21 protein-coding genes and 1 pseudogene are annotated in these 26,478 nt (G+C 30.2%); 15 read left to right on the top strand and 7 right to left on the bottom strand.

Annotated features, from left to right (window positions below; translation table 11 throughout):
* Positions 1–40 precede the first annotated feature (40 nt).
* Together H6553_11405 and H6553_11400 are read right to left on the bottom strand one after the other, a co-directional pair.
* Positions 41–1,612 (bottom strand): peptide MFS transporter, encoded by a 1,572-nt coding sequence (locus H6553_11405; GenBank protein MCB9034436.1) that lies wholly within the window; start codon positions 1,610–1,612, stop codon positions 41–43.
* Positions 1,613–1,723: 111 nt separating this feature from the next.
* The gene (locus H6553_11400) at positions 1,724–2,077 is read right to left on the bottom strand and encodes a YraN family protein (protein MCB9034435.1); all 354 of its coding nucleotides are present in this window, start codon (positions 2,075–2,077) and stop codon (positions 1,724–1,726) included.
* 76 nt (positions 2,078–2,153) lie between these two features.
* On the opposite strand from H6553_11400, the gene H6553_11395 reads away from it, so the two are divergent.
* The 12 genes and pseudogenes from H6553_11395 (at position 2,154) to H6553_11340 (ending at position 15,376) form a co-directional block, all read left to right on the top strand.
* The gene (locus tag H6553_11395) at positions 2,154–3,152 is read left to right on the top strand and encodes a bifunctional phosphoglucose/phosphomannose isomerase (protein ID MCB9034434.1); all 999 of its coding nucleotides are present in this window, start codon (positions 2,154–2,156) and stop codon (positions 3,150–3,152) included.
* A gap of 16 nt (positions 3,153–3,168) precedes the next feature.
* Positions 3,169–3,851: pseudogene (gene lipB, locus H6553_11390) on the top strand (lipoyl(octanoyl) transferase LipB).
* Entirely contained in the window at positions 3,845–4,246 is a 402-nt protein-coding gene (locus H6553_11385) for a hypothetical protein (protein ID MCB9034433.1), read from the top strand. Before lipB ends, H6553_11385 begins: the two are co-directional and overlap by 7 nt.
* Complete coding sequence (locus tag H6553_11380; protein ID MCB9034432.1) at positions 4,243–5,295, top strand: RluA family pseudouridine synthase; 1,053 nt, start codon at positions 4,243–4,245, stop codon at positions 5,293–5,295. The genes H6553_11385 and H6553_11380 overlap by 4 nt, the downstream gene beginning before the upstream one ends.
* Before the next feature lie 206 nt (positions 5,296–5,501).
* The gene (locus tag H6553_11375) at positions 5,502–6,398 is read left to right on the top strand and encodes a branched-chain amino acid transaminase (GenBank protein MCB9034431.1); all 897 of its coding nucleotides are present in this window, start codon (positions 5,502–5,504) and stop codon (positions 6,396–6,398) included.
* A gap of 7 nt (positions 6,399–6,405) precedes the next feature.
* Positions 6,406–6,789 (top strand): hypothetical protein, encoded by a 384-nt coding sequence (locus tag H6553_11370; GenBank protein ID MCB9034430.1) that lies wholly within the window; start codon positions 6,406–6,408, stop codon positions 6,787–6,789.
* Between the two features lie 126 nt (positions 6,790–6,915).
* Complete coding sequence (locus H6553_11365) at positions 6,916–7,704, top strand: hypothetical protein (protein MCB9034429.1); 789 nt, start codon at positions 6,916–6,918, stop codon at positions 7,702–7,704.
* An 808-nt stretch (positions 7,705–8,512) separates the two neighbouring features.
* Positions 8,513–9,487 (top strand): IS110 family transposase, encoded by a 975-nt coding sequence (locus tag H6553_11360; GenBank protein ID MCB9034428.1) that lies wholly within the window; start codon positions 8,513–8,515, stop codon positions 9,485–9,487.
* Positions 9,488–9,615: 128 nt separating this feature from the next.
* The gene (locus H6553_11355) at positions 9,616–13,605 is read left to right on the top strand and encodes a T9SS type A sorting domain-containing protein (GenBank protein MCB9034427.1); all 3,990 of its coding nucleotides are present in this window, start codon (positions 9,616–9,618) and stop codon (positions 13,603–13,605) included.
* Between the two features lie 57 nt (positions 13,606–13,662).
* Positions 13,663–13,971, top strand: a complete 309-nt coding sequence (locus tag H6553_11350) for a hypothetical protein (GenBank protein ID MCB9034426.1) — start codon at positions 13,663–13,665, stop codon at positions 13,969–13,971.
* A gap of 12 nt (positions 13,972–13,983) precedes the next feature.
* Positions 13,984–14,478, top strand: coding sequence for a GNAT family N-acetyltransferase (locus tag H6553_11345; GenBank protein MCB9034425.1), 495 nt, complete (start codon positions 13,984–13,986; stop codon positions 14,476–14,478).
* A gap of 1 nt (position 14,479) precedes the next feature.
* A complete protein-coding gene (locus H6553_11340) occupies positions 14,480–15,376 on the top strand; it encodes an SEC-C domain-containing protein (protein ID MCB9034424.1) in 897 nt (298 codons plus the stop codon).
* A 296-nt stretch (positions 15,377–15,672) separates the two neighbouring features.
* Here H6553_11340 and H6553_11335 read toward each other — a convergent pair whose 3' ends face one another.
* From H6553_11335 to H6553_11315, 5 genes are all read right to left on the bottom strand, one after another.
* A complete protein-coding gene (locus tag H6553_11335; GenBank protein MCB9034423.1) occupies positions 15,673–16,851 on the bottom strand; it encodes an IS256 family transposase in 1,179 nt (392 codons plus the stop codon).
* A gap of 425 nt (positions 16,852–17,276) precedes the next feature.
* On the bottom strand, positions 17,277–20,393 hold the full coding sequence (locus tag H6553_11330) for an efflux RND transporter permease subunit (protein MCB9034422.1): 3,117 nt from the start codon (positions 20,391–20,393) through the stop codon (positions 17,277–17,279).
* Positions 20,394–20,399: 6 nt separating this feature from the next.
* Positions 20,400–21,455: an efflux RND transporter periplasmic adaptor subunit gene (locus H6553_11325; protein MCB9034421.1), complete on the bottom strand. Its 1,056-nt coding sequence runs from the start codon at positions 21,453–21,455 to the stop codon at positions 20,400–20,402.
* Between the two features lie 6 nt (positions 21,456–21,461).
* Complete coding sequence (locus tag H6553_11320; protein ID MCB9034420.1) at positions 21,462–22,793, bottom strand: TolC family protein; 1,332 nt, start codon at positions 22,791–22,793, stop codon at positions 21,462–21,464.
* Position 22,794: 1 nt separating this feature from the next.
* Entirely contained in the window at positions 22,795–23,436 is a 642-nt protein-coding gene (locus H6553_11315) for a TetR/AcrR family transcriptional regulator (GenBank protein ID MCB9034419.1), read from the bottom strand.
* Between the two features lie 128 nt (positions 23,437–23,564).
* On the opposite strand from H6553_11315, the gene H6553_11310 reads away from it, so the two are divergent.
* From H6553_11310 to H6553_11300, 3 genes are all read left to right on the top strand, one after another.
* Entirely contained in the window at positions 23,565–24,557 is a 993-nt protein-coding gene (locus tag H6553_11310; GenBank protein MCB9034418.1) for a zinc-binding dehydrogenase, read from the top strand.
* 42 nt (positions 24,558–24,599) lie between these two features.
* The gene (locus H6553_11305) at positions 24,600–25,199 is read left to right on the top strand and encodes a DUF937 domain-containing protein (protein ID MCB9034417.1); all 600 of its coding nucleotides are present in this window, start codon (positions 24,600–24,602) and stop codon (positions 25,197–25,199) included.
* A gap of 65 nt (positions 25,200–25,264) precedes the next feature.
* Entirely contained in the window at positions 25,265–26,437 is a 1,173-nt protein-coding gene (locus tag H6553_11300; GenBank protein MCB9034416.1) for a DNA/RNA non-specific endonuclease, read from the top strand.
* Positions 26,438–26,478: the final 41 nt, after the last annotated feature.

Here is a 26,478-nt window from a genome sequence, read left to right as displayed (position 1 = left end):
TGCTAAAGATGCATCTCAAGTGCAAAAATAAGTAAAAAGATTAACCTACACCATGCATCCAGCGATTTATTGTTTTATTCATTATTACAATAAATAACGAAACTAAGAAGGAACTAATTACAAAAATCATAAAAAAGGTTGAAAGTGAACTTTCTTTTGAAATGCGTTCCATAAAGCTTGCAATGAAACCACCTATCCAATTAGCAATGGCTGATGAGAAAAACCAAATACCAAACATTAATCCTAATAATCGTTGAGGCGATAGTTTGTTTACTAATGATAAACCTACTGGAGAAATACACAATTCGCCCAAGGTATGTAATAAGTAAGCAAATACTAACCAAAACATACTTACTTTAGCTATGCTATCTCCTTTCCCAATTGATGCAGAGCCAATTACTAGCACTAAAAATCCAGCACCAACTAAAAATAATCCTATAGCAAATTTTAATGGTGCAGATGGATTATATTTTGTTTGTGCTAATTTTTCCCACATAGTAGAAAATAGTGGAGCCAGTGTAAAAATAAATAAAGAGTTAAGTACACCAAACCACGAGGCAGGAATTTCTAAATCTTTATCTGAAATTTGTGTGCTAATCATCCAATACATTAAGCCGGATAAAATGCATACGCTAATAGTCATAACAATTATACCAATTGGGATTTTTTTGATTGCACCACCAACTTTAAATAATACATAAAATAAAATAGCTAATGGTACTAATGAAATTATAGTGTTTATTAGTTTAAAAGCATTGGCTGCTGCAATACTATCAAAAGTTCGTTTGGTAAAATCTTTTGCAAAGAAAGTCATAGAAGAACCAGCTTGTTCAAAAGCCAACCAAAAGAAGACTGTGACAAAAGAAAATATTACAATTACTTTTATTCTGTCAATTTCTATATTGGTTAATGGTTTATTTTTTTCTTTAATATTTTGTTGAGTTAATTTATTTTTTTCTAGTTTTCCAAGCTCTCCAAATATTTTTTGAGAAGCCCAAAATACTATCATACCAAAAAACATAAAAACACCAGCACAACCAAAACCGTAATGCCAACCAACTTTTTCACCCAACCAACCACACATTAAAATACCTAAAAAAGCACCTACATTAATTCCCATATAAAAAATAGTATAAGCACCATCTTTTCTTCCATCATTTGGATTATAGAGCTGTCCAACAATAGATGAGATATTTGGTTTAAATAAACCATTGCCTATAATTAACAGTCCTAATCCAAGATAAAAGAAAGGCAACTGTTGGTTAGCTAGAGATAAGTGGCCCAAAGTCATAATAAAGGCACCTAATATAATAGCTGTTCTATGTCCAAAAACTTTATCGGCTAAGTATCCACCAATAATTGGCGTAACATAAACTAAGCCAGTATACCAACCATAAAGTTTAGATGCTTCTGTAGAATTCCATGCCAAACCACCATCTATAATTTGAGCTGTAAGATATAGAACAAATAATGCACGCATTCCATAATAAGAAAAGCGTTCCCACATTTCTGTAAAAAATAAAAGGTATAATTGTTTTGGATGACCACTAATGCCATCAGCAATATACGATTCGTGTTCTATTGGGTTTAATTCATCACTTACAGTACTCATATTTCTAGCAATTTGAAACGAAAGATATGCTTTTTTTTGAATTTGAACTAACAAATCACTTCTTAATAAAGACTAATAACTCAATGACTTATTAACTAATAACTAACTTAACTAGTAAAAAGCATCTACAAAATGTGCTATTGTGTAAGTGTCATTCGTTTGACTAATAGCTATAATATCAAATCGCAATTCACCTTGCCAATTATGCTCTGCTATGTATGCATCAGCAGCTTCATGCATTTTTTTAATTTTATTATCACTTACAGTTGTTTCAGGAAAACCAAACCTCGATTGCTTTCTCAATTTCACTTCAACAAAAACTAAAGCACTATTATCTAAAGCAATAATATCAATTTCGCTTTTTTTAAAACGCCAATTTTTATACAAAATGCTATACTTTAAATCAAGCAAAAAATCAACAGCTTTTGCCTCACCTATATTTCCAATGGCTTGTTTATTTGGCACGATTTTTAATATTTATAACAGTATAAAATAGGTAAATTAAGTACTTTTTTGTTTTTTTACATAAATTTTTAACAAGATGAATATGATTGATTTAGTCAATGCATTTCCTGAACAACTTACAAGAGCTATGGCTATTGGTGATGTAGCTAAAATTGGCAAAAATAAATTTCCTATACGAAATATTTTAATAAGTGGATTAGGTGGTTCTGGTATTGGTGGCACTATAATAAGCGATATTCTTAAAGATGATGTTGAAGTTCCAATTGTCGTTAATAAAGATTATCAAATACCAAATTTTGTAAACGAAAATACTTTAGTTATTGTTTCTTCTTACTCAGGAAACACTGAAGAAACCATGAGTGCTTTACTACAAGCCAAAAAAGCAAATGCTCAAATTATTTGTGTTACTTCTGGTGGTTTAGTAAAAGAATATGCAGAAACAAATGATTTAGATTATATTTTAATTGATGGAGGAATGCCACCAAGAGCTTGTTTTGGTCAGTCTTTTGTTCAGTTATTATATATTTTATTCTACTTAGGATTAATCCAAGAAAACTTTAAAACATACTTACAAAATAGTATAGATTTACTGAATAGCGAAGCAAGCGATATACAACAAATTGCTAAGAATATTGCAGAACAACTCAACGGAAAAATTCCAGTAATATATGCTTGTGCAAAGTTTGAAGGTGTATCTGTTCGTTTCCGTCAACAAATTAATGAAAATGCTAAAACACTTGCTTGGCATCATGTTGTACCAGAAATGAACCACAACGAATTAGTAGGTTGGAGAGATAGAAATGAGCAAATTGGTGTTATCTTCTTACGAAATAATAAAGACTACGAACGCAATATAGAAAGAATGGATTTTGTAAAAGAGGTTGTTTCTCAGTATGCAAGTACAGTTATAGAATTATATTCTAAAGGAGAACATGATATTGAAAGAGCATTGTATTTAATTCATATCACAGATTGGGTGTCTTGTTATTTAGCAGAATTAAAAGGTGTTGATGCCATTGAAATTGATGTCATCAATAAACTAAAAAACAAGCTAGCAGAAAATCCTATTATATAAATAAATACACAATATAATGTCGGCTGTCGTACAACTTCACGACTGTGGTTTAATGCATTATCAAGATGCATTAGCTATACAAACTGAATACTTTCAGCAAATGGTCAATAATAAATTGAATGCCATTTCTAACGAAAACAACATGCATTTAATAGTATGTGAGCATTATCCAGTAATTACACTTGGAAAAAGTGGAAAGCAAGAAAATCTATTACTACAAAAAGAGTTGTTACAACAAAAAGGCATTGAGTTTTTTGAAACCAATAGAGGTGGAGATATCACATTTCACGGACCAGAACAAATTGTTATATATCCAATATTAGATTTAGATTTTTTTATAGCAGATGTAAAACAATACATGCGAAATTTGGAAGAAGTTGTTATCCAAACACTACAAGCACATCATATTACTGGTGAAAGGTTGGAAAAAGAAACAGGTGTTTGGGTTAAAAAAAATCATGCGTACAACAAAATTTGTGCTTTTGGTGTTAAGATGAGCAGATGGATAACCATGCATGGTTTAGCACTCAATGTAAATACCAATTTAGATTATTTTAATTATATCGTTCCATGTGGTATTGCAGACAAAGGCGTTACAAGTATGCAAAAAAAATCAATCAAACAATAGAAAAAGATAAAGTAAAACAATTACTAATTAATAATTTTGAAAAAATATTTAATTGTAAGATACAATGTTAAAAGATATAAACTTTAATACCGTAACAGATTTAGGCATGGCGATTGTAGAAGAAAACGATAACGGTCAACCAATTTGGAGTGCTTACATTATTAATTTTGGAGAAACCGCGAAAGAAAAAATGCTCATTACTTCAGAAGGATACAAAGTAGAAAAAGATAAACACTTGCAAACATCTACGCTGCGTTGGTTTATGGGAGATGTTGCTCCAAATTCATTCGCAAAAATTGAAGAAATACCTAGCGAGTTACATCACTTAAACAACGAGTTTATGGTGAGTTTTTATATAGGTACTCAAATCTACGATAGAAAGTTTATCTTTGTAGAAGGAAGTATAAGCAAAGAAAACTTAACAACTGTTCCTATAATCAACAAAAAAGGAATATTAATAAAATGAATTTAGAAGACAAAGATATTGACACCATTCATGATGAAGATGAATTGATTGAACATTTTCGCTTCATTGTAGATAAAGGTCAATCACCACTTCGTATAGATAAATTTCTTACCGAAAAAATTCCTAATGTATCTCGTAATAAAATTCAACAAGCAGCAACTGCCGAAAATATTTTAGTCAACGATAAAGTCGTAAAGTCCAATTATAAAATCAAAGGCAACGACATTATTCGTGTAGTAATGCCAGAACCAAAATGGGATTATACTGTTCAACCAGAAAATATACCATTAGATATCATATATGAAGATGACGATATTATGGTAATTAATAAACCAGCAGGCATGGTATGTCATCCAGGTCATGGTAATTATACAGGCACTTTAGTCAATGCTTTGTTGTGGCATTGTAAAGACTTACCTAATGTCAACGGCGATATTCGACCAGGTTTAGTACATCGTATCGATAGATATACTTCTGGACTAATGGTTATAGGCAAAACAGAGTTGGCTTTAAATCACTTAGCCAAACAATTTTTTGATAGAACAATTGATAGAAAATATATTGCATTGGCTTGGGGAGATGTTGACGAAGACAAAGGCAGAATAGAAGGCAACATTGCAAGGAATCCAAATAACAGAAAAATATTTTATGTAGATGTTGATGGACTAGAAGGCAAACCAGCGGCTACCAATTACGAAGTTATTAAAAGATACAGCTTTGTTACACTAGTAGAATGTAAACTCGAAACAGGCAGAACACATCAAATAAGAGTACACTTAAAATATATTGGACATACTATTTTTGGCGATGTAATTTATGGTGGCGACCAAATAAGAAAAGGAACAGTATATACAAAGTACAAACAGTTTATTGATAACTGCTTACAACTTATGCCACACCAAGCACTACATGCCAAATCACTAGGATTTATACATCCAACCAACAAACAAAAAATGTACTTTGAACAAGCACTACCAGAAAACTTTACACAACTACTAGAAAAATGGGATAGATATTCTGGTAGTTTACAAAATCAAGCAGAATCATAATATATATATTTTAAACAACTATTAAAAATGACTAAGTTTATGGCATAACCTACGGTCGGGCTATCACTTCAAGTCCTCGCTCGTTTTCAACTCGCTGTGGGCTATCCGTTCTATCCCTTATGCAAAATTCCTGCTACTAAAAGTCTTACTACTCAATAAAATATTTTCTCATTTTCAATAATATTGTTAATTTTATTTGCAAGATGTTGTATCATACTAATAAATCAATCCTTTTCTTTAATGGACAGTTCAAACCAGTCGACGATTTTAAGATAAGTCCATTCAATCAAACGCTCCATTACGGTTATGGTGTCTTTGAAGGAATAAGAGCATATCAAACACAAAGTGGACCACACTTATTTAAAGTAAGACGACATTTCGAACGATTAGCAAATTCTGCCGAAAAACTAAATATCAAACTACCATATACAGTTCAAGAACTCATTAATTTTGCTTACGAATTAATAGAACAAAACCATATGAAAGAAGCATATATTCGTCCATTAATTTTTATGGATAAAAATATGACGCTTAGAGCAGTTGATGCAGACCAACCAAATGTACTCATGACTTGCTGGAAATGGAACAGATATTATCCTAATAACAAACTAAAAATTATGGTTTCCTCTTGGCGAAGACCAAGTCCAAAATCAATGCCAGTAGAAATAAAAGCAACAGGAAATTATATGAATTCTATTTTAGCAACACGAGAAGCCAAACAAAAAGGGTATGATGATGCTTTAATCTTAGATGTAGAAGGATATGTAGCAACAGGACCAGGTGCATCTTTCTTTATGGAAAAAAACGGACAGCTGATTGTTCCGCCATTAAATAATATTTTTCCAGGAATTACGCGTTTAACGCTAATTGAAATTGCTAAACAAATGGGCATCGAAGTTATTGAAAAGCAATACGGAACAGAAGAAGTAATGCAAGCAGACGGTGCTTTTTTTACAGGTACAGCAACCGAAGTAGCAGGAATTGAAAGTATAAATGGACATACTTTAAACTTAAAATGGGAAGACACCATAGGACACTTACTTCACAACAGATATAAAAGAATTGTAGCAGGAAAAGACACCAATTTCTTAGAATATTTTTAACTATAATATGTCAGAAAACAACTATACTGTAACAGGAATTAATCAATTGGCACAGCAAATATATACCGACAATAAAGCAAAAGGTTTTTGGGATAAAGAACGCAATGTAGGTGAAATGCTAATGCTTGTTACATCAGAATTAGGCGAAGCTATGGAAGCACATCGCAAAGGAAAATTTGCTAATTGGAGTGCTTTCAACACGAATCAACAAACAGATTTTAAAACCAACTTTGAAGCAAACATAAAAGATTCGTTTGAAGATGAAATTGCAGATGCCATTATTCGCTTATTAGATATGGTTGGTGGTTTAAATATCGACATAGAAAAACAACTTACTACAAAGTTATACTACAATACTACTAGAGGCAAATTACATGGCAAAACATATTAATATATGAGTAATTGACTAGTAATTTATTAAGCTGTCTTTTTTAACTAATTTTCACTATAAATTTTTAAGCAACTATAGCTTTATTCATTTAATTGATTTAACTTCGATTAAAAATTATAACTAACTATGAACAAACTACTATTTATTGCACTATTGATGATTGGCTCTGTAGTTGCAAATGCACAAAAAATTGTTACTTGCGAAAGCTATAACGAAAATACTGGAGAGCCAAGTGGTATATACAGTACATGGAGCATAAAACAAGATGGTGGATATGTTTATATATTATACAACCAACCTAAAGCAATTAAAGGAGTATTAGATTTATATATTGATAAATACTTTAATGGGAAATATGTACCATACGAAACTTTGAAATTCGATGTAGAAAGTAATTCAAATTGGGCTTTGTACGATTATTTTTTTACTGAACCAGGAAAATACAGAATTATTGCATTAAAAGATAAAACAGAACTAGCTTCTACAGAAGTAACTATTAAATATGCAGATAATGCAAGCAGTTCTAACTCTAATTATAATGATAGAGAAGATGAGGATAATGAAGAAGTAGACACTTGGTATTATGAAGAAACTGAAATTGTTTTTGGAACTGGGCTAGATAAAAATAATAATTTTGCTGTACAAGGTCAGAATGATGAGTTTACAATTCCAAGGGAAAAAGGATATGTTGATGTTGCTTTGATTTTAAAAGGAGATGTTGAATTTAAAACAGATTTAATTTATGTTGATATATATCTAGGTGATGATTTTATAGAAACTTTAGAGGTTAATGTAGAACCAAATTGGAATATTGTATCTACTAATTATAAATTTACAAAGAGAGGCACATACTCTATAGAAATGTATAATGCTGATGAAGTCTATATCAACGATGCTGATGTAGAAATTCATTAAAAAACCTAAGCCAAGTTTTTTATTGTTAAAAGATATTATCAATAAGATTTCACTACTTTATTTGTACAAAAAACACAATGTATTTTTATAAGCAATCATGTGGTGAAAAGTCTATACTATAAAAACATAATATGTAATCCGTTGTGCATTTAGAAACAAAATAAAGGAGAAATCGTCCTTCGAAAGAAGGAATCTATGGACTCTTCCATTCTGAGCGAAGCGAAGAATCTCCAATTCTTGCTGAACTTGCCTGTCTACCGAATAGGTAGATTTCAGCATCTACATATAACCTAAGTTGTGAAGATGCATAGCATCTCTAACTTTTCTACTTGTTCTCGTCATCCTATGTTTGTATAAATAATTAAATTAGTAGAAATTATTAACAGGAAAAGTAAAGGGTAAAGAGTAAGATTTTAGTTTGTCATTAGTCAAAAAGACCGTTCGCAATGTTAATCCCTTTACCCATCCTATGTTTGTATAAATAATTAAATTAGTAGAAATTATTAACAGGAAAAGTAAAGGGTAAAGAGTAAGATTTTAGTTTGTCATTAGTCAAAAAGACCGTTCGCAATGTTAATCCCTTTACCCATCCTATGTTTGTATAAATAATTAAATTAGTAGAAATTATTAACAGGAAAAGTAAAGGGTAAAGAGTAAGATTTTAGTTTGTCATTAGTCAAAAAGACCGTTCGCAATGTTAATCCCTTTACCCATTACTACAAAAAACTTGAACAGAACATTAAGCATAAAGCTTGTATTAAGGATAGATAAGTTAGTGTAGTATTACTTTTCACAAAAAAACAATATTATGAGTAAAGTTATAGGAATTGACATTAGTAAACAAACATTTGATGTAGCATTATTAGACAGCAAAACTAGTAAATGGCAACATCATGTATTAGAAAACAACAAACTTGGATTTAAAAAGTTATGTAAGTTTATTTCAGAACAGAGTCATGTTGTAATGGAAGCAAGTGGCAGTTATTATCTACAATTAGCTTTGTATTTAGAAATGAATAATATAAAAGTAAGTGTAGTAAATCCTTTGGTTATAAGAAGATACAGTCAAATGAAACTTCAAAGAGCAAAGACAGATAAGAAAGACGCACAAACCATAGCAATGTATGGTATAGAACAAAATCCAGAGTTATGGCAATCTCAAGATAAAGAAGTAATGGAGTTAAAACAACTATATTCCACAATAGAGTTATTAAGTAAACAAGTAAGTCAGACACAACATCAGTTAGAAGCACATACGAGCAGTGGTATACTAAGTTCATCATTAAAGCAAGAACTAAATCAACATATAAAAACCCTAAAAAGAAGAAAAGAAAAATTAGAAACAAGATTTAGATTATTATCAGAACAAACATACGGAGACACTCTAGAGCGTTTAGCAACAATACCAGGTATAGGTAAAAAAACAGCCGTCATGTTAACTGTAATTACCAATAATTTTAAAAAATTTGATAATTATAGACAGTTAATTGCATATGTAGGACTAAGTCCGAGAAAGTATGAATCAGGAACAAGTGTGCGAGGCAGAGGACATATTTGTAAAATGGGACAATCGCAAATAAGGAAGTTATTGTATATGTGTAGTTGGTCAGCCAAGAAACTAAATAAAGCATGTATAGCAATGTATGAAAGATTAATTGCCAAAGGCAAAGCAGAAAGAGTAGTAAAAATAGCAATAGCTAATAAGTTATTAAAACAAGCCTTTGCAATAGCAAAAAATAAAGAAGTATATAATGAAAATTTTATGCAAAAAGTTTGTTTTTAAGCACAGAACATTCTGAGCGAAGCGAAGAATCTCTCCAAATTAAAACAAAAGAATTAACAAATATATCCTACAAAAAAGCAAGGATAGTTTATTTAATTTATTTATATTTATGGCAAAAAATCATTCCTATGAGGCATTACTACAAATTTTTGGCACTAATATGTATTCTAATACTTACTACAAATAGCAAATTATACGCACAACCGTTTAGCGATGCTCATTTAATTGATGCTGCAAATGGAGCTACCTACTCTACAACTGCAGACTTAGATAATGATGGTGATTTAGATGTTATTTCATATATACTTGAGCCAAATAGTATACAAGACAAAATAGTATGGTTTGAAAATGATGGTTTGGGTCATTTTTCTAAGCCAAAGAATATTATAAACTTAAAATTACCTATTTATTTCTTTTTTTATGGCGATCCTTTTGTTCCATTTCTTATTGGAGACATAGATAGTGATAATGATAATGATATAGTTGTCTATTATAAAAATACAGATGAAGATACTAGTTATTATAAATGGTATGAGAATAATGGTAATGAACAATTTAATACAATGCACAACATTTTAACCACTCCATTTGATAACCCATCCTATTCGTCAGATGGAGTAGTTGCATTAACAGATATGAATGGAGATAATAATCTAGATGTTGTAGGACTTAACAATACTTGGTTTCAAAATGATGGCAATGGCAATTTTATAGCACAATCTAATATCTTTCCTAATACCAGTGAAGAATTCCCATCTCCTTTAGTTTATAATACTGGTGTTGTGGACGTAGACTTAGATGGAGATATAGATATAGTAAACAAACTATCAGGTTATAATTATCATTTATTTGAAGCACTTTGTATGCCAGATAGTTTGTTTTGGTTTGAAAATGATGGCAATGGTAATTTTCAAAAAAGGACAATTATTGGAGGTACAACTTTTTGGGATGGAGGATATTGCATAACAACCTCAATACTTTCAGCTAACTTAGTAGATATAGAAGATGATGGAGATAAAGACCTTATGGTAACAACTACTAGCAGTGGTATTCCTGGTGGAAGTTCTATATATGTAAATCTTTATAAAAATGATGGTATGGGTAATTTTTCTTTTTACAAAAGCATTTTAGAGTTGCCAGCACAAACTATATTTGTTCAATTTCCTATAAGATTAGACCTTGTTGATATTAATTCAGACAATCATAAAGATATAATTATTGATAATAGCTATGAATATTTCTATTATTTAAATGATGGTAATGATAATTTTAGTATTAAACAAACTTTACCACTAAGAGAGACATTTGATTCACCATATCTTTTCAGTTATTTATTTGAAGACTTAAATGGGGACAACCATCCAGATTTTTTATATAATAGTATTGGTTTCAATACTTCTTTAAGTGAAATCAATTACTCACTAAGTGATGCCAATGGCGTACAACATTTTAATAATTATCAAAATGTACATGGTGATTCTTTGTATTATTCAAAAAACATACATTCTAATGATATAGATAATGATGGAGATAACGATATTGTATTTTATTTTTATAATAGAATTGGCTGGTATAAAAATAAAGGCAATGGTAGTTTTGAAAGTCCATACTTTTTAGAAACTGGTGTCAACTATATTAACCAAGTTGAGCTGGCAGATGTTAACAACAACGGAAATGTAGATATTCTATATACTTATAACGATAATAATATAGCCTACTATAAAAATAATGGCAATGGCAACTTTACTAGTCAGTCTCTTGTAAATATAATCGATAGTATAACTGCTATACATTCTATAGATATTGACAACGATGGCTTTAACGATATTCTTTTTTCTAACTCCAATAAATTAGCATGGTATAAAAATGATGGCAATAATATTTTTAGTACTGAGAATATAATATCAATTACAGATACATTTAATAATTGTACACTTTTATCTAATGATGTAAACAACGATGGACATATAGATATTATTTCAGCAGTTAATGGTGGAAAATTATTGTGGTATCAAAATAATGGAAGTGGTAGTTTTTCAGCACCACAAATTATTACTAACAATTGTAATTATACAGAAATATACAGTACCGATGTAGATAATGATAGTAGTATAGATTTAATTTACAATATTCCTAATACCAGTAATCTTACATGGTTCAAAAATGATGGCAATGGCATCTTTAACAGTATAGACATTACTACTGGAGCTAATCCAATCAAGGCATTTACCATTGCAGATATTGATAGAGATGGTACTAATAATATAGTTTGTTTAACACAAAATAATACCACCATTCTAAGTAAAGACGATAGTACTGGATTATTTACCGTAGCATATACAATAGTTAATGATATAACAGATGATTATCTTCATTCCATACTTACACCAGATATTGATGGAGATGGTATTTCTGATTTATTAATATCATCTATAGTACAATTATTCTGGCGTCAAAATTTAATTGAAAAACCATTAATTAAAGCAATAGCATTCTATGATGAAAATAACAATGGAGTACAAGATGGTAGTGAACGACTTTTAAATTTTGCAGAGATATTAGTAGCACCTAATGAATTAGGCGTTTTTACTAGTAGTGATGGTTATGCACTTTTTGTTTTAGATACAGGAGCTTATGTTATTTCTGCTATTATAGATACTAACTGGATGCAAACAACAATACCTGAAGTATATAATTTAGATCTTTCAAACTATAATACAACAGATACACTTTATTTTGGCTTTACACCTAAGCATTTAATTAATGATTTAAAATTTACCAATATAGCTCAAGCCAATACAAGATGTGCTAGAGATATTCCTTTTCAAATAACCTATACTAATACAGGAACTACAAAACTAAATGGTTATGTTACAGTAACAGAAGAAAACCTAATTACATATGTGGATAGTCCAAATAATACGCCAACAGATAGTACTTCAGGTAGTGAACGCTTTTGGTTCTTTGATGATTTATATCCAACAGAGAGCAAAACGATAATACAATACTACACAGTCGCAGACCAAAGTTTTGCTGGAGATACATTAACGCTTTCTGCTCAAGCAGTAGTGCCAGTTTTGTATAACAATGCTACAGCATATCATAATAATACAGGAAGTACTACAACCGATAAGGTTACAATCTGCCATTGTACAGCAGCAGATAATGACCACTATGTAGTTTTAGAAGTACCATTAAGTGCAATTGATAGTTTTGGCTATAATGACTATATCTTTTATGATTGTGATATTGTACCAATCACAGATATTGATGGTGATGGCGATATTGATACAGATGACTGTAAAGCAAAAAAACCAAGCTACGATGAAATTGCTATCAATGGTCCTTTTTATTCTCTAATTTTTTGCTCATTTGATCCAAACGACAAACAAGCCAATCCAAAAGGTGAAGGTGAGAATAACCTAACTTACAAAGATGAAGACATTATCTATATCATTCGTTTTCAAAATACAGGAAACGATACGGCTTTTCATGTACAAATCACCGATTCTTTAGATAAAAATTTAGATATTAACACATTCAAATTTATAGCAGCATCACACAGTAATTTACAAATACAAAAACAAACTTATAATATTGGTACAGCTAATGAGTATCATGAATTGTCGTTTACTTTTCATCCAATCATTTTGCCAGATAGTGCTACTAATGAAGTTGCAAGTCAAGGTTTTGTTTCCTTTAGCATCAAGCCAAAGAAAGACTTACCAGAGAACACAGTCATAAATAATACAGCAAACATTGTATTTGACAAGTTCACTAACTATCCAGTTATTACCAATACAGTAACCAATACATTAGTCTCTAACCTCAGAGTAACCACAGCAATACTTGAGAAAAAATATGATGTTGGTATCAATGCTTATCCAAATCCATTTAATAGTATGGTGAATATAGAACTATCAAAACCAAGCACACAGCAAAGCGTAGATATTTCTATTGTCAACATAGAAGGCAAAAGATTAAAAGTGCTTACCAATATCACAAACAATAATATTAATATAGACTTATCTTCCATTGCAACAGGAGCTTATTTCATAGCAGTAGAAGACACACAAACTAAAGAACTAATTGGCATCAAAAAGATAGTGAAACAGTAAGTGTAACAAAATATATCAACTAATAAATAGTTTTGTAATTTTATACAAAGCAAAACTATGAAAATATATAAAATACTTTTTTGGATAACTTTGGTTTTCTTGTTTTTAACTAATTTATTTTGGATTCATAATAAAATGGATACTGCTGTTGGACATAGTTATTACAAAGACAGTTGCGAAGCTTACAAAAACGACTTAACCGAATTACAAAAATTACTATCAGAAGGTTTAAACAAAACAGAAATGCTAAACTATCTAGATAGCAATAAAATTGTTTATAATGCTTTTGAGAAAGGAAATGAATATATTATTCAGTTTACTTCATTCGATTTAGTTTATGATAATACTGGAAATCTAATAAAATAATTTATTATTTATATGAACATCAAACAACTAAATAAAGATGATGCTGAAGTATTTCTACAATTATTATTAGCATTAGATGATGAAACTACATTTATGTTGTACGAGCAAGGTGAACGCAATACTACAGTAGAAGAAATGTCGAACAGAATGGAAGCAATAAACAAAACAGGAAGTATTTTTGCTTTTGAAGTAGATAATATTTTAGTTGGATTCATATTAATACAAAGAAGTATGCTTAATAAAATAAATCATTGTGCTAGTATTGCCATTGGTGTACTACAAAAATTTTCTAGTAAAGGTATAGCTACTCAATTAATGCAAAAAGCAGAACAATGGTGTATAGTAAATAATATTTCTAGACTAGAATTAACAGTAATGAAGCACAATACAAGAGCTATTAAATTATACCAACGCATAGGTTTTGAAATTGAAGGCACAAGAAAAAGAGCGATTTTAATGAATGATATTTTTTATGATGAATATTATATGGGAAAAATATTAAAATAATATGGAACAAAAAATAAACATACCAAAACTAAATCACACTATTTTAGAAAAAATATATTTTAATAAAACACTTACAAATGATGAACTCAATAACATTTTAAGTTTACCTCTTGAAAGTTTAATTGAAGATTTAAGAACAACTATTCATTTTTGTAATTCTTTATTTGGTAGTGAAGTTGATTTTGATGAAATATCATATAACTTACTTTTATATGCCTTGTTTATACTTAAAGAAATAGAAGCTAAAAATCAATTAGATATAGTTTTTGATATTATACATTGGGAAGATGAAAAAATGGATTTTTGGTTTGGCGATACAGTTTGTAAATATCTTTGGAATATCGTTTACTTTTTTGCTTATGATGATATTCATCAATTAGTTGCTCTTCTAAAAACAGAAAAAGAAATAGATACTTTTAATAAAGAAGAAATCGCCTTAGCTATTTATCAGTTATATTTAAAAAACGAAGATAAAAGAACACTCATTTCAAACTATTGGACAGAATTATTGGAGTTTTACGCTAATTTAGATGAAGATAGTAATATTATTGACCATACTTATTTTGCTTTTTTTATAAACTACATAGCCAATCCTAATGAACAACAAAAAGTATTAATTAAAAAGTTATATGATAATAATTATATCGATTATATGGTTTATGGAAAATATGAAGACTTCTTAAAAGTCACAGAAGAGGAAAGAGAGCTTGTTTCGGTTTATAAACTAAATGAAGATTTAATTGCTTTTGAAAATAGAAACTCAACAGAAAATAATTTTTTTTATAATAATGATGATTACTTTACTAAACAAGAACCATTTGTTAGAGAAACAAAAAAAATAGGAAGAAACGAACTCTGTCCGTGTGGAAGTGGAAAAAATATAAAAAATGTTGTTTAGGCAATTAATAATATATTATTTTAATATGATATTTAAAATATGAATAATTTTTATTCCAAAGAATTTAAGAAAGCAATTAGTAGTTTACACTCGAGTGAATAAATTATTAACCTGAGTTCGGTTTAAGCAAATTAACAAAACGCAATAACCAAAATAACCTTTCGTCTTTACGAGTGGATGAAAGAAGCGAAGTCTACCTGTTCGACACCATGTCTGCCGACAGGTAGAGACAGGTGTAATCGGTAGTGTCCCAATTAGTGTGTCTGTGATGTGAAGGTTTTCCACTGTTAACTTTGTCATATTATATTAAAAGTTGTTTCAAATTTAAAATTTCTTACTGGATATTTATATGTTTTATTTTCCATTTCCATAGCAACATATCCCATAAGTGTTAAAGTTGCATCTATACTGGGTAAAGCATTCCTTATTTTAAGTGTTCTTTTAAAGGATTTATTGAGTCGTTCTATCCAATTGGTAGTATATATCATACGCCTTATTCTATAGTCATATCTAAGGTAAGTAAATAACAATGCTAAGTCATCTCTTTGGTAAGTATACTGTAATTTAGGATATTTTTTTATCCATTTATTGAGTACTTGCTTTAGTTGTTCTATGCCTTGTTCTACAGTATAGTATTGATCGTCTGGATTAAATACTGCTTTTACTTGGTTGCAAAATTCAGTTCTATCGCTAACTCTTATATTTTTGCTTAGTTGCCTTTGAAAGTGTAATATACATTTTTGATGTTTACTGTTTTTAAAGCATTTTGAAATACTGCTATCTAGTCCAGTTAAATCATCACTTACAAATAAGTCTACTTGTTCTACGCCTCTTTGTTTAAGTGTTTCTAAGCATTCTGTCCAGCCACTAGCATGTTCTGTAGGAAAGTTAGTAATGCCGAGTACTTCTCTTGTGAAGTCAGCTTTTAGTCCTAAGATTACATAAAATGCTTCGGTACTTACTGTATCTCTTCTTACTTTTTGATGTGTAGCATCTATAAATATTACAGGATAATATTGGTCTAATGGTCTTTGTTGCCATTGTTTTACTATCGATGCAAATTCTGTATTTATACGAGAAATACTTGATTTGCTATAATTGGTTCCGTAAATATCTACCAGTATTTCATTGATTTGTCTTGTGGTTAATCCTTTTCCATATAAGGCAAAACTTAGGTCTTTTATCCGTTCTTCTTGTTGTTCTAATATGCCTAAGATTAATGGCTTAAACATCCCTAATCGGTCGCGTGGAACTCTAAGTTCTAATTGATTACCCATGCCTGATTTTTTTAACGATCGATAGCCATTGCCTTTGTTCTTACTACTTAGTTCTTCGCCTAAAAAATGTTGTCTTTCGCTTAGCATTAGTCCATTGATGACCATGCTAAATAACTCATTAATTCCATTTGGTTCACTTAAATGTAAATTAATTGCTTTTTCTAATTGCTCTTTTGTAGGTTTGATTTGGTTTTCCATCTTAATTAAATTTTGTTGTTGTTGTTATTAACAAAGTTAATTGTGGGAAACCTTTTTTTATCTATTAGACACACTTTTTGGGACAGTATGAGGTAATCTACTTTATAGCAGTTCATAGTTTGAGATTGTCACAATTTTGTTCGTTCCTCTCAAAATTTCGCAATAAACACATTGATTATTAATTAATTATGAAAAACTTAATCCATAACTCAGCTTAAATAGGTCTAATGCTAATTAGCATTCACAACAGTTTTATTCTTTTGCATTTTTTCGCTGACTTCTGCGTTAAAATATTCGCCATAAACTTTTGGCTATGACTCTTGAGTCCAACAAATAAATACCGTATAAAAAAAGAGCATTTACTATCATAGCAAATGCTCCAAAATAAGGCAGTTTTTATATCTCCGACTTATTAAATACTTTATTTATTCAACCTCTAATACTGCATTGTTAGCTTGTTTTTTTCCTGATATTTTTTCTTTTAATCTATCTACTAAATAAAAAACAGTTGGTACTACAATTAAGGTTAATAGTAAAGAACTTGTTAATCCACCAATAATAACCCAAGCCATAGAGCGTTTAAACTCGGAACCTGGTCCATTTGATAAGGCAATTGGCAACATACCAAATACCATTGCTAAAGTGGTCATTAATATTGGTCGTAACCTTTCTCTACCTGCTTCAATCAGTGCATCTTTAAGTGCGTAACCTCTCTCTTTTAAATGATTGGCAAAATCGACAATTAGAATACCATTTTTGGCAACGAGTCCCATTAGCATAATAAAACCAATAAAGCCAAAAATACTTAAGCTTTCCATTGTTAGTGCTAGTGCTAAAATTGAACCAATTAAGGCAACTGGAATAGAGAATAATACCACAAAAGGATAAACTACACTTTCATATAGTGCTACCATAATTAGATATACCAATACTATACCAATTAACATAGCATAACCTAAGCTACCAAAAGATTCTTGTTGATTTTTTTCTTCACCCAAATAATCTACTTTTACGGTTGCTGGTAAATTAGCTTTATCAATTTTTTCACGAATATCTGCAGTAACTGTACCAGTAGGACGACCAACAGTAGATGCTAATACTTGTACTGAATTTAATCTATTGTATCTTTCTAAGATAGCTTGTCCTTGTACTTCTTCAATATTTGCAACATCACTTAAACGAATTATTCCACCAGTTGGTGTTTGAATAATGGTATTGGCTAGACTAGCAATATCTTTTTTATCGGCTTCATCATAAACAATATTGATTGGATATTCTTCTCCTTGCTCTTTAAACTTAGCATTGTCATTTCCTCTAAAAGCAATTTGAATAGCAGCACCAACTGCAGGAATTGTTAATCCCATTTTGGCAACTTTATCTCTATCTAGTTTAATTTGAATTTCTGTTTTAGGCGATTTAGTACTATACTCAACATAGTCAGTTCCTGGTGTTTCTTTTACAATATCATGAATTTTTTGAGCAGCAACCCAAAGTTCATCGTAGTCTGAACCCATTGCTACAATTTGTATTTGTGGTTGATTATTACCTGTAACACTTGTAGGTTTAATAGAAAATTTAATTCCTGGAATTTGATCTAACTCATCACGCAATTCTTTACCAATTTCATCTGTAGATTTTACTCTTTCTCGTTTGTCGGTAAGTGAAACTGTAATATCTGCTTGATTTGGTGTAGAGATACTTTCTCCCATTTGCGTACCAACAGCACCAACTTTGGTAAACACTCTAACTACCTCTGGATGTTTTAATAGTGTTTTTTCAATTTGTTGTGTAACTTTATTGGTTTGAAACAAAGTAGCTTGTGGTTCTAACTCTACAATTAAACTAAACTCGCCTCTATCTCCACTACCAGCAAAAGAGCTACCAATAAATCCAAGTGCACCAATAGAACCAGCTCCAACAAACAAAAGAATCACTCCTGTAATTACATAGCGTTTATGACCTAATACCCAATTTAATACTTTTCCGTAAGCATCAATTAGTTTATCAATCATGCTTTCAAATCCAAGATTAATTCTTCCCCATAAACTGTCTTTACTAAGGTGTGGTAATTTTGCCCAACGAGAAGCTAATAAAGGTGTAAGTGTAAAAGAAACAAATAAACTCATTAAGGTAGAAAACACAACGACTAGAGCAAACTCTCTTAATATATTTCCAATTAATCCACCAGCTAATGATAATGGAACAAATACTACGACATCCACTAAAGTTATGGCAACTGCTGTAAATCCAATTTCGCTACGACCTTCGATAGATGCTTTTACCTTGTCTTTTCCCATTTCCATATGTCGGAAAATATTTTCTAAGATTACGATACTATCATCTACCAAAATACCTACTACTAATGAAAGTGCTAGTAAGGTCATTAAGTTGAGTGAAAATCCCATTAAATACATTAATAAGAAAGTTGGTATCATAGCAGAAGGCAATGCTACTAGTACAAACATAGAACTTCTAAAACTATGTAAGAAAACTAACATTACAGCAGCTACAATAAACACAGCTAAGAATAAATCGTGTGTTACTGCATTTGCAGATTCTACGGTATAAGTAGATTGGTCGATAGCCACTTCGTAATTAAAACCTTTGTCTTTATATTGACTAACTAAAGTATCTAACTGAGCTTTAACTGCAGTACTTACTTCAACTGCATTGGCATCTGTTTGTTTAGATATTTCCATACCTAAACCTACATTACCATTAATACGGTTAATAGATGTTGGTTCTGCAATGGCATCACTAACACTAGCAACATCTCTTAATAATAATCTACTACCATCTCTGTTTTCTCTAATAATTAAATTATTGAGTTGGTCTACACTGCCTAAATTTGCATCTAGTCTAATCGTAAATCGATTGTTATTATCTTCAATTGCACCAGCAGGATAAGACATATTACTTGCCATAATTACCTGACTTACTTGTGCAGAAGATAGATTATAAGCTTGTAGTTTATCATTATCTAGGTTGACTTTAATTTCTCTTTTAGAACCACCAATTAAGTTTACTTGTCCTACACCTTTAGTGTTTAAGAGAATTGGTTTTATAGTCAAATCAACAAAATCGTATAGTTCTTCATCGCTAACATTACCAAATGCTGTTAGTTTAAGTACAGGAATATCGCTAGAACTAAATTTAGAAATGATTGGTCTGTCTACATCTTCAGGTAATTCATTAGATATATTATTTATTTTTCTTTCAGCATCTTGTTGTGCTTGTGTAACATCTGTTTTTTGCTTTAGTTGCAACACTACAACCGAAACATTTTCTTGAGAAGTAGAAGACACAATATCAACACCTTCTATAGAAGAAACGGCATCTTCTATTTTTTTAGTTACATTATTTTGTACTTCTTCAGATGATGCTCCTCTATAAACCGTTTGGATAGAAAGAATAGGTGCTTCAAACTTAGGTAGTAAATTATAATTTAAGTTAGAATATCCTATAATTCCAAAAAGTATTAATACTGTAAATATAACAAGTATTAGTAATGGTCGTTTTATTGCTAATTCGGTAATAGACATTTTGTTTTATTTTGGGTTTATAATCTTAACATTAGAGTTTTCGCTTAGATTAATTTGACCTGAAATAACTACTTGTTCTCCAGGAATTAAACCACCTATTACAATAATGTTTTCTCCATTTTCTTCGCCTAATTGTACTTTTCTTATAATTGATTTATTGTCTTTTACTACAAATACATACGGATCTTTTATACCTTCTACTAATGCATTTTTTGGAATTTGTAATGCAGCAGCTGGTTTTTTGAAATTGAATTTTACTGAAACATAAGTTCCTGCTTTATAACCACTGTTTGGTATTACTACTTCTACTTTATAGTTGTGATTTTCATCGCCTTTTGGACTGATGTATTTGATAGTACCTGTAACTAACTTACCTGGAAATATTGAAGAAGAAATTTGAGCTTTTTGTCCAAGTTTTAATTCGTATACATTGTCTTCTCCAACAAACACTACCGCTTTTAAAAGCGATACATCCATAATAGTAGCTAATGGTGTACCTGGATTTGCAAACTCGCCTGCATTAGCATTTTTTTGAACAATAATTCCACTTATTGGTGCATAAATATTATTGTCTGCAATTTGTTGTTGCATATTTTCTTTTTGAATTTTGGTAGTTTCGATATTGTATTTAATATCATCTACAGCATTAGCAGGTGCAGCATCTCCAGCGATTAACTCTTGAGTTCGTTTTAAATCATCTTGTAGTTTTTGTAATGTAACATCGTATGATTTAATACCAATTTCTCTTTGCTTAGAATCAATTTTACCAATTAGTTGTCCTTTAGAAACATGCTGACCAACTTCTACCTTAAAGCTAATTAATTTACCAGGTTGTGTTGCTGTAATAGTTCCACTATTATTGATATCGAGTGTTGCAGGAATAGCATAATCTGTACTTACAGGCATATATTCTGCTTTAGCAACAGTTACAGAAACTGGTATGTTTGATCTATCAATTGGTGTTTCGTTTTTATCGATTACTTTTTTGTTTTGAGACAGTTTGTAAACTGTAGCACCAAGTAGTGCTAAAACAACGACACCTATTATAATTTTACTCTTCATTCTTTATTATTGTTTATATGATTCAATATTATTGTTTGCTCTATCAACTTCTAGCTTAGATTGTATAAACTGTACTAGTGTATTTAAATAGTTTTGTTCTGCTTCTCTATAAGAATAATCGCTTGCCATCCAATCGGTATAACTAATTGTACCTTTTTGGTATTGTAGTGTAGCAACATCTAATACATTTTTAGCTAAGTCGATGTTGTTTCTGTTTATCGTTAAGTTTTGCTCTGCATTTTGCAATTGTGTGTTGGCATTAAGTAGTTGCAACTGCATGGCTTGCTCTTTTTGTATCAAGTCTTCTTTCATTGTAGCAATATTTAGCTTTGCTTGTTGTAGTGATGACTTGGTTCTTAATCCATCGAAAATTGGAATATCTAAACTAATGCCTATTGCTGCAAAATCGTGCCAATTATTGAATGAATTTACAAACTTATCGCCAAATGAATTAGCTGCATATCTTGTATAGAATGATAATTGTGGCATATATCCTGCAGAAATTCTTTTAGATAGAATATTTTGTAAGTAGATATTTTTTCTTATCATTTGTAATTCTATTCTGTTTTTTACATTTGCTGTATCTCCATAATTTGCTTTAATTGCATTTGCCGTAGTAACCGTAGAGTCAATAGCAATATCATCAGTTAATGGCATTCCTATTGTATATTTTAAATTATTATAAGCAATATCTTTTTTTGTTGATAAAATATCTTTTTGAATCAGTACATTGTTATAATTTACTTGAACTTTATCTACATCTACTTGACGAATAACGCCTTTGTCTTTTTGCAACTTAATAATAGGTAGCGTTTTAGCTAATCTTTCTTCATTTTGTAGAATTAGTTTTTCGTTTTCATTAATTACCAAAATATTGTAGTAAGCAACAGCAACATTGTAGATTAGGTCTTGTTCTGTTTGTTGTTTTTTCATTTGAGCCAACTCATAACCTGGTTGTATTGCTTTAATACCTTGAATATATGACCAATTGAAAATCATTTGATTTAATTCTATACCAGCAGTAGTGTTGTATTTATTACCAATTTGTAGCGTTTGTCCAGGAATACTAACGCCACCAAAATCCATAGCAGGAAATGCAGTAGATTGCAATTTAAGATTATCATCCCATTTTACTTGTGCATTTATTTGTGGTAAATAAGCCGACTGTCCTTCTCTTTTCTTAGCATAAGCAACAGCTACATCATTAGCGGCCATTTTTACAGTTACACTATTTTTTAAAGCGTAATCTATACATTGTTGTAGATTAAAAAGTTCTTGAGCAGTAACATTTCCTACAAAATAAAACAATATACTTATTATAAATATTTTTTTTCTCATACTATATTTCAAATTGATTAAATAGTTGATTGAATAATTCTTTTCCTTTTGGTAATGCAATAGCATTGATATGATAAGCCAATATTTCTTTAAAAACAGTACTTACTGTATATTTTGAATGATTACTATAGTTATGTAAACTTAAAGTAGATAAGCTAACATAAAAATCAGATACTAATTCTATATCTATATCTTCTCTATAAAGTTTTTGAGCAATACCTTCTCTTATATTTTTTTTAATTAAATTATTAGAAAAACTAACTTTATGTTCTTCAATTTTTTCCCAACCTCTTGGATAAAATTTCATTAAATCGTGAATGGTTGATGGATGAAATATTTGTAGTGAATTATAAATTACTTTTCCTACAAGTATCATTTCTTCAATGGCATTGGTTGCTTGCTGCTCTATTGCTTTTAACTCTAATTCTCTTTGGTTAATATCTTTAGAAATACAAAACAAAACCAAGTCTGCTTTATTGCCTATCACTTTATAAAGTGTTTTTTTAGAAATACCTAACTCTTTTGCTAAGTCATCCATAGTAGTATTTCTAACACCAATAGTTCTAAATAACTCAGTTGCTTTCTCATGAATTTTGAAAGCTAAAAGCTCGTCTTGTTGTTCTATGTTTTGTTCTTTTACCATTTTATAATTAGGCGTTGCAAAGATATTTCAAATAAACGCAGGAAACTCTAAAAAGTTTTTAAGTTTCCATATTTATATCATTAAGTTATCGTTAATCACAAAAAATACTTAGATTTATAGCTAAAAAAGTGAAAGCATTAGTCTTAAATGAAAACAGTTTTGGTATTCAAGGAGTTGAAATACCACAAATTAAAAATGAAAATGAAGTTTTAATAAAACTAAAGTTTGCAGCACTCAATCATAGAGATGAATGGATTAGAGTTGGACAATATGCTAAAATTCAATATCCAAGTATTTTAGGTTCTGATGGAAGTGGTGTCATTGAACAAGTTGGTACTGCTGTTGATAATTCGTGGATTGGAAAAGAAGTCATCATCAATCCGAATATTAATTGGGGAAATAATCCTAAAGCTCAAAATCGAGCATATCAAATTTTAGGAATGCCTACGCAAGGTACTATTGCCGAATATATTGTAGTAAATATTGATAGAATTAAAACCAAACCAAATTATCTTACATTAGAACAAGCTGCAGCTTTTCCTTTAGGTGGACTAACAGCTTTCAATGCTTGTTTTAATAAAGGAATGATTAATCAAAACTCTAAAGTTTTAATTTCTGGCGTTGGTGGTGGTGTTGCTCAGTTTGCTTTTTTATTTTCTATGGCTGTTGGAGCAGAAGTTTTTGTTACATCAAGCAAGAATGAAGTAGTTGATAAATGTATGCAGTTAGGAGCTACTGGTGGTTGCAATTACAAAATTGAAGAGGATATGAAATTAATGTCAAAAGCGGCTAATGGTTTTGATGTAATTATTGATAGTGCTTGTGGTGATGGCATGAATTTGTTATTGAGTTTATTAAAACAAAACGGCAGGTATGTTTTTTATGGTGCTACTCGTGGTTTACCAAAAGATTTAAATATGCGTAATATATTTTGGAATCATTTACAATTACTAGGAAGTACTATGGGAAGCGATGAAGATTTTAATAATATGGTGGACTTTATAGAAACACATAAAATAATTCCAATCATTGATGAAACATATAATTTAGATGATGCAGTAGTTGCTTTCGATAGAATGGCTGCTGGAAAACAGTTTGGAAAAATTATCATTAAAATTTAGGAATGATATTTGTACAATAATTTTTAAAAATAAAAAATAAACATGGATTTAAATCAAATTTTAAACGGATCATTGGCTAATCAAGCAACACAATTAATTAGTCAACAGTTAAACTTAAACGAAAGCCAAGCACAAAGTGCAGTTAGTTTAGCATTGCCAACACTTTTAAATGCATTAACGAAGAACTCATCAAGCGAAACTGGTGCTGCCTCTTTATTTAATGCAATTACAAAAGACCACAGTAATGCAGGCGATTTAAGTAGCAACTTAGTCAATATTGCTCAAAGTGCATTGAGTGGAGAAGGTAACTCTATATTAAAACATATTTTAGGTGGCAATACACAAAATGTAGAAAATGCTTTATCTAACAATACTGGTGTAAATACTGGACAAGCAGCACAAATTTTACAGATTTTAGCTCCAATAGTTTTAAAAGCATTAGGAAATCAAACGCAGCAACAAGGTTTAAATGCTAATGGATTAGCTTCTTTACTCAATATGTTTACACAACAATATCAAAAAGAAGCACCAAAAAATCAAAGTATTATTTCGCAATTACTAGATCAAAATGGCGATGGTAATGTAGCAGATGATGCAGTAAAAATTGGCATGGGTTTCTTAGGAAAACTATTCAAGAAATAATCATTCAATAAAATTATATTTAAAGTACTTCATCGTTTGAAGTACTTTTTTTATTTTAGAGCATTATGAGAACACTTATCTTATTATTGATTTTATCATTTACTGGTTTGAAATCGTGTTTTGCACAGAAAAAATATTACAACAACAGCTATAAAATCATCAACAAAATTGAGAACAAGAAGCTAAACTACATTAATCATTTATTAGATTCACTAACTACGCACACGCTTCCTTCAGATGCAGAATTAGTAAAACACACTGCTTTTATAAGTGCGTATTCTTCAAAATATAAACAGCCATATTGGGTATCACACATTATTACTAAAGATATTTTATTTGGAACAAACTATAAAGACAATGGTTTTATTCCAGAAAAATTAACTAAAACAAGTACAGCAGATTCTTCTGATTTTATTTATAGCGGATATGATAGAGGACATATGGCACCAGCAGCAGATTTTAGATGGAATAAAGAAGCAGTTGCAGAATCGTATTTCTACTCTAATATTGCACCACAAAATCCAGAATTTAACAGAGGCACTTGGGCAAAACTTGAAATGTTTATTAGAAGTTTGGCAATTCAATCTAATGAATTATTCGTAGTAACTGGTCCAGTTTTAAACAATAAATTAGGTTTATTACAACAAGGTTCTTATATGGTTGCTACACCAAAATATTTTTATAAAATATTGTACGATTTATATCCTCCAAACTTTAAAGCTATTGCCTTTTTAATGCCTAATAAAAATATTCCTTTTGAAATAGATAAATATGTAGTGTCTATTGATAGCATTGAACAATTGACTGGAATTGATTTTTTGCCTAGTTTAGACGATGCATTAGAAAATCAGTTAGAACAAGAACACGATATTTTTGATTGGGATAAAGATTATAAATCTATTACTGATGAAATTTTAGATGAAAATTTTGGTAAAGGAAAAATCAACACCATACAAGCAATAGATTATATAGGAAAAGACGCGTGTGTTTGTGGTAAAGCTGTCAGTGTAAAAACAGTTGAAAATGGAAAAAGTAATCCGACTTATATTAATTTAGATAAATCGTATCCAAACCAATTATTTACAGTAGTAATTTATGGAAAAAACAAAGGTAATTTCTCCTACGATTTCAATACTTTAAAAGATAAAACTATTTGTGTTTCTGGAAAAGTTGGACAATACAAAGGTACACCACAAATTATTGCCAATAGCGAAAAACAAATTGAAGTTAAAGAATAAACCAAGCGAGTTCATTCTGAATTTATTTTAGAATCTTATTC

The sequence above is a fragment of the Chitinophagales bacterium genome (assembly GCA_020636535.1).
Lineage (GTDB): Bacteria > Bacteroidota > Bacteroidia > Chitinophagales > JADIYW01 > JADJSS01.
Note: the sequence above shows the minus strand (reverse complement) of the source record. Positions and strands in the feature narration are given on the sequence as shown.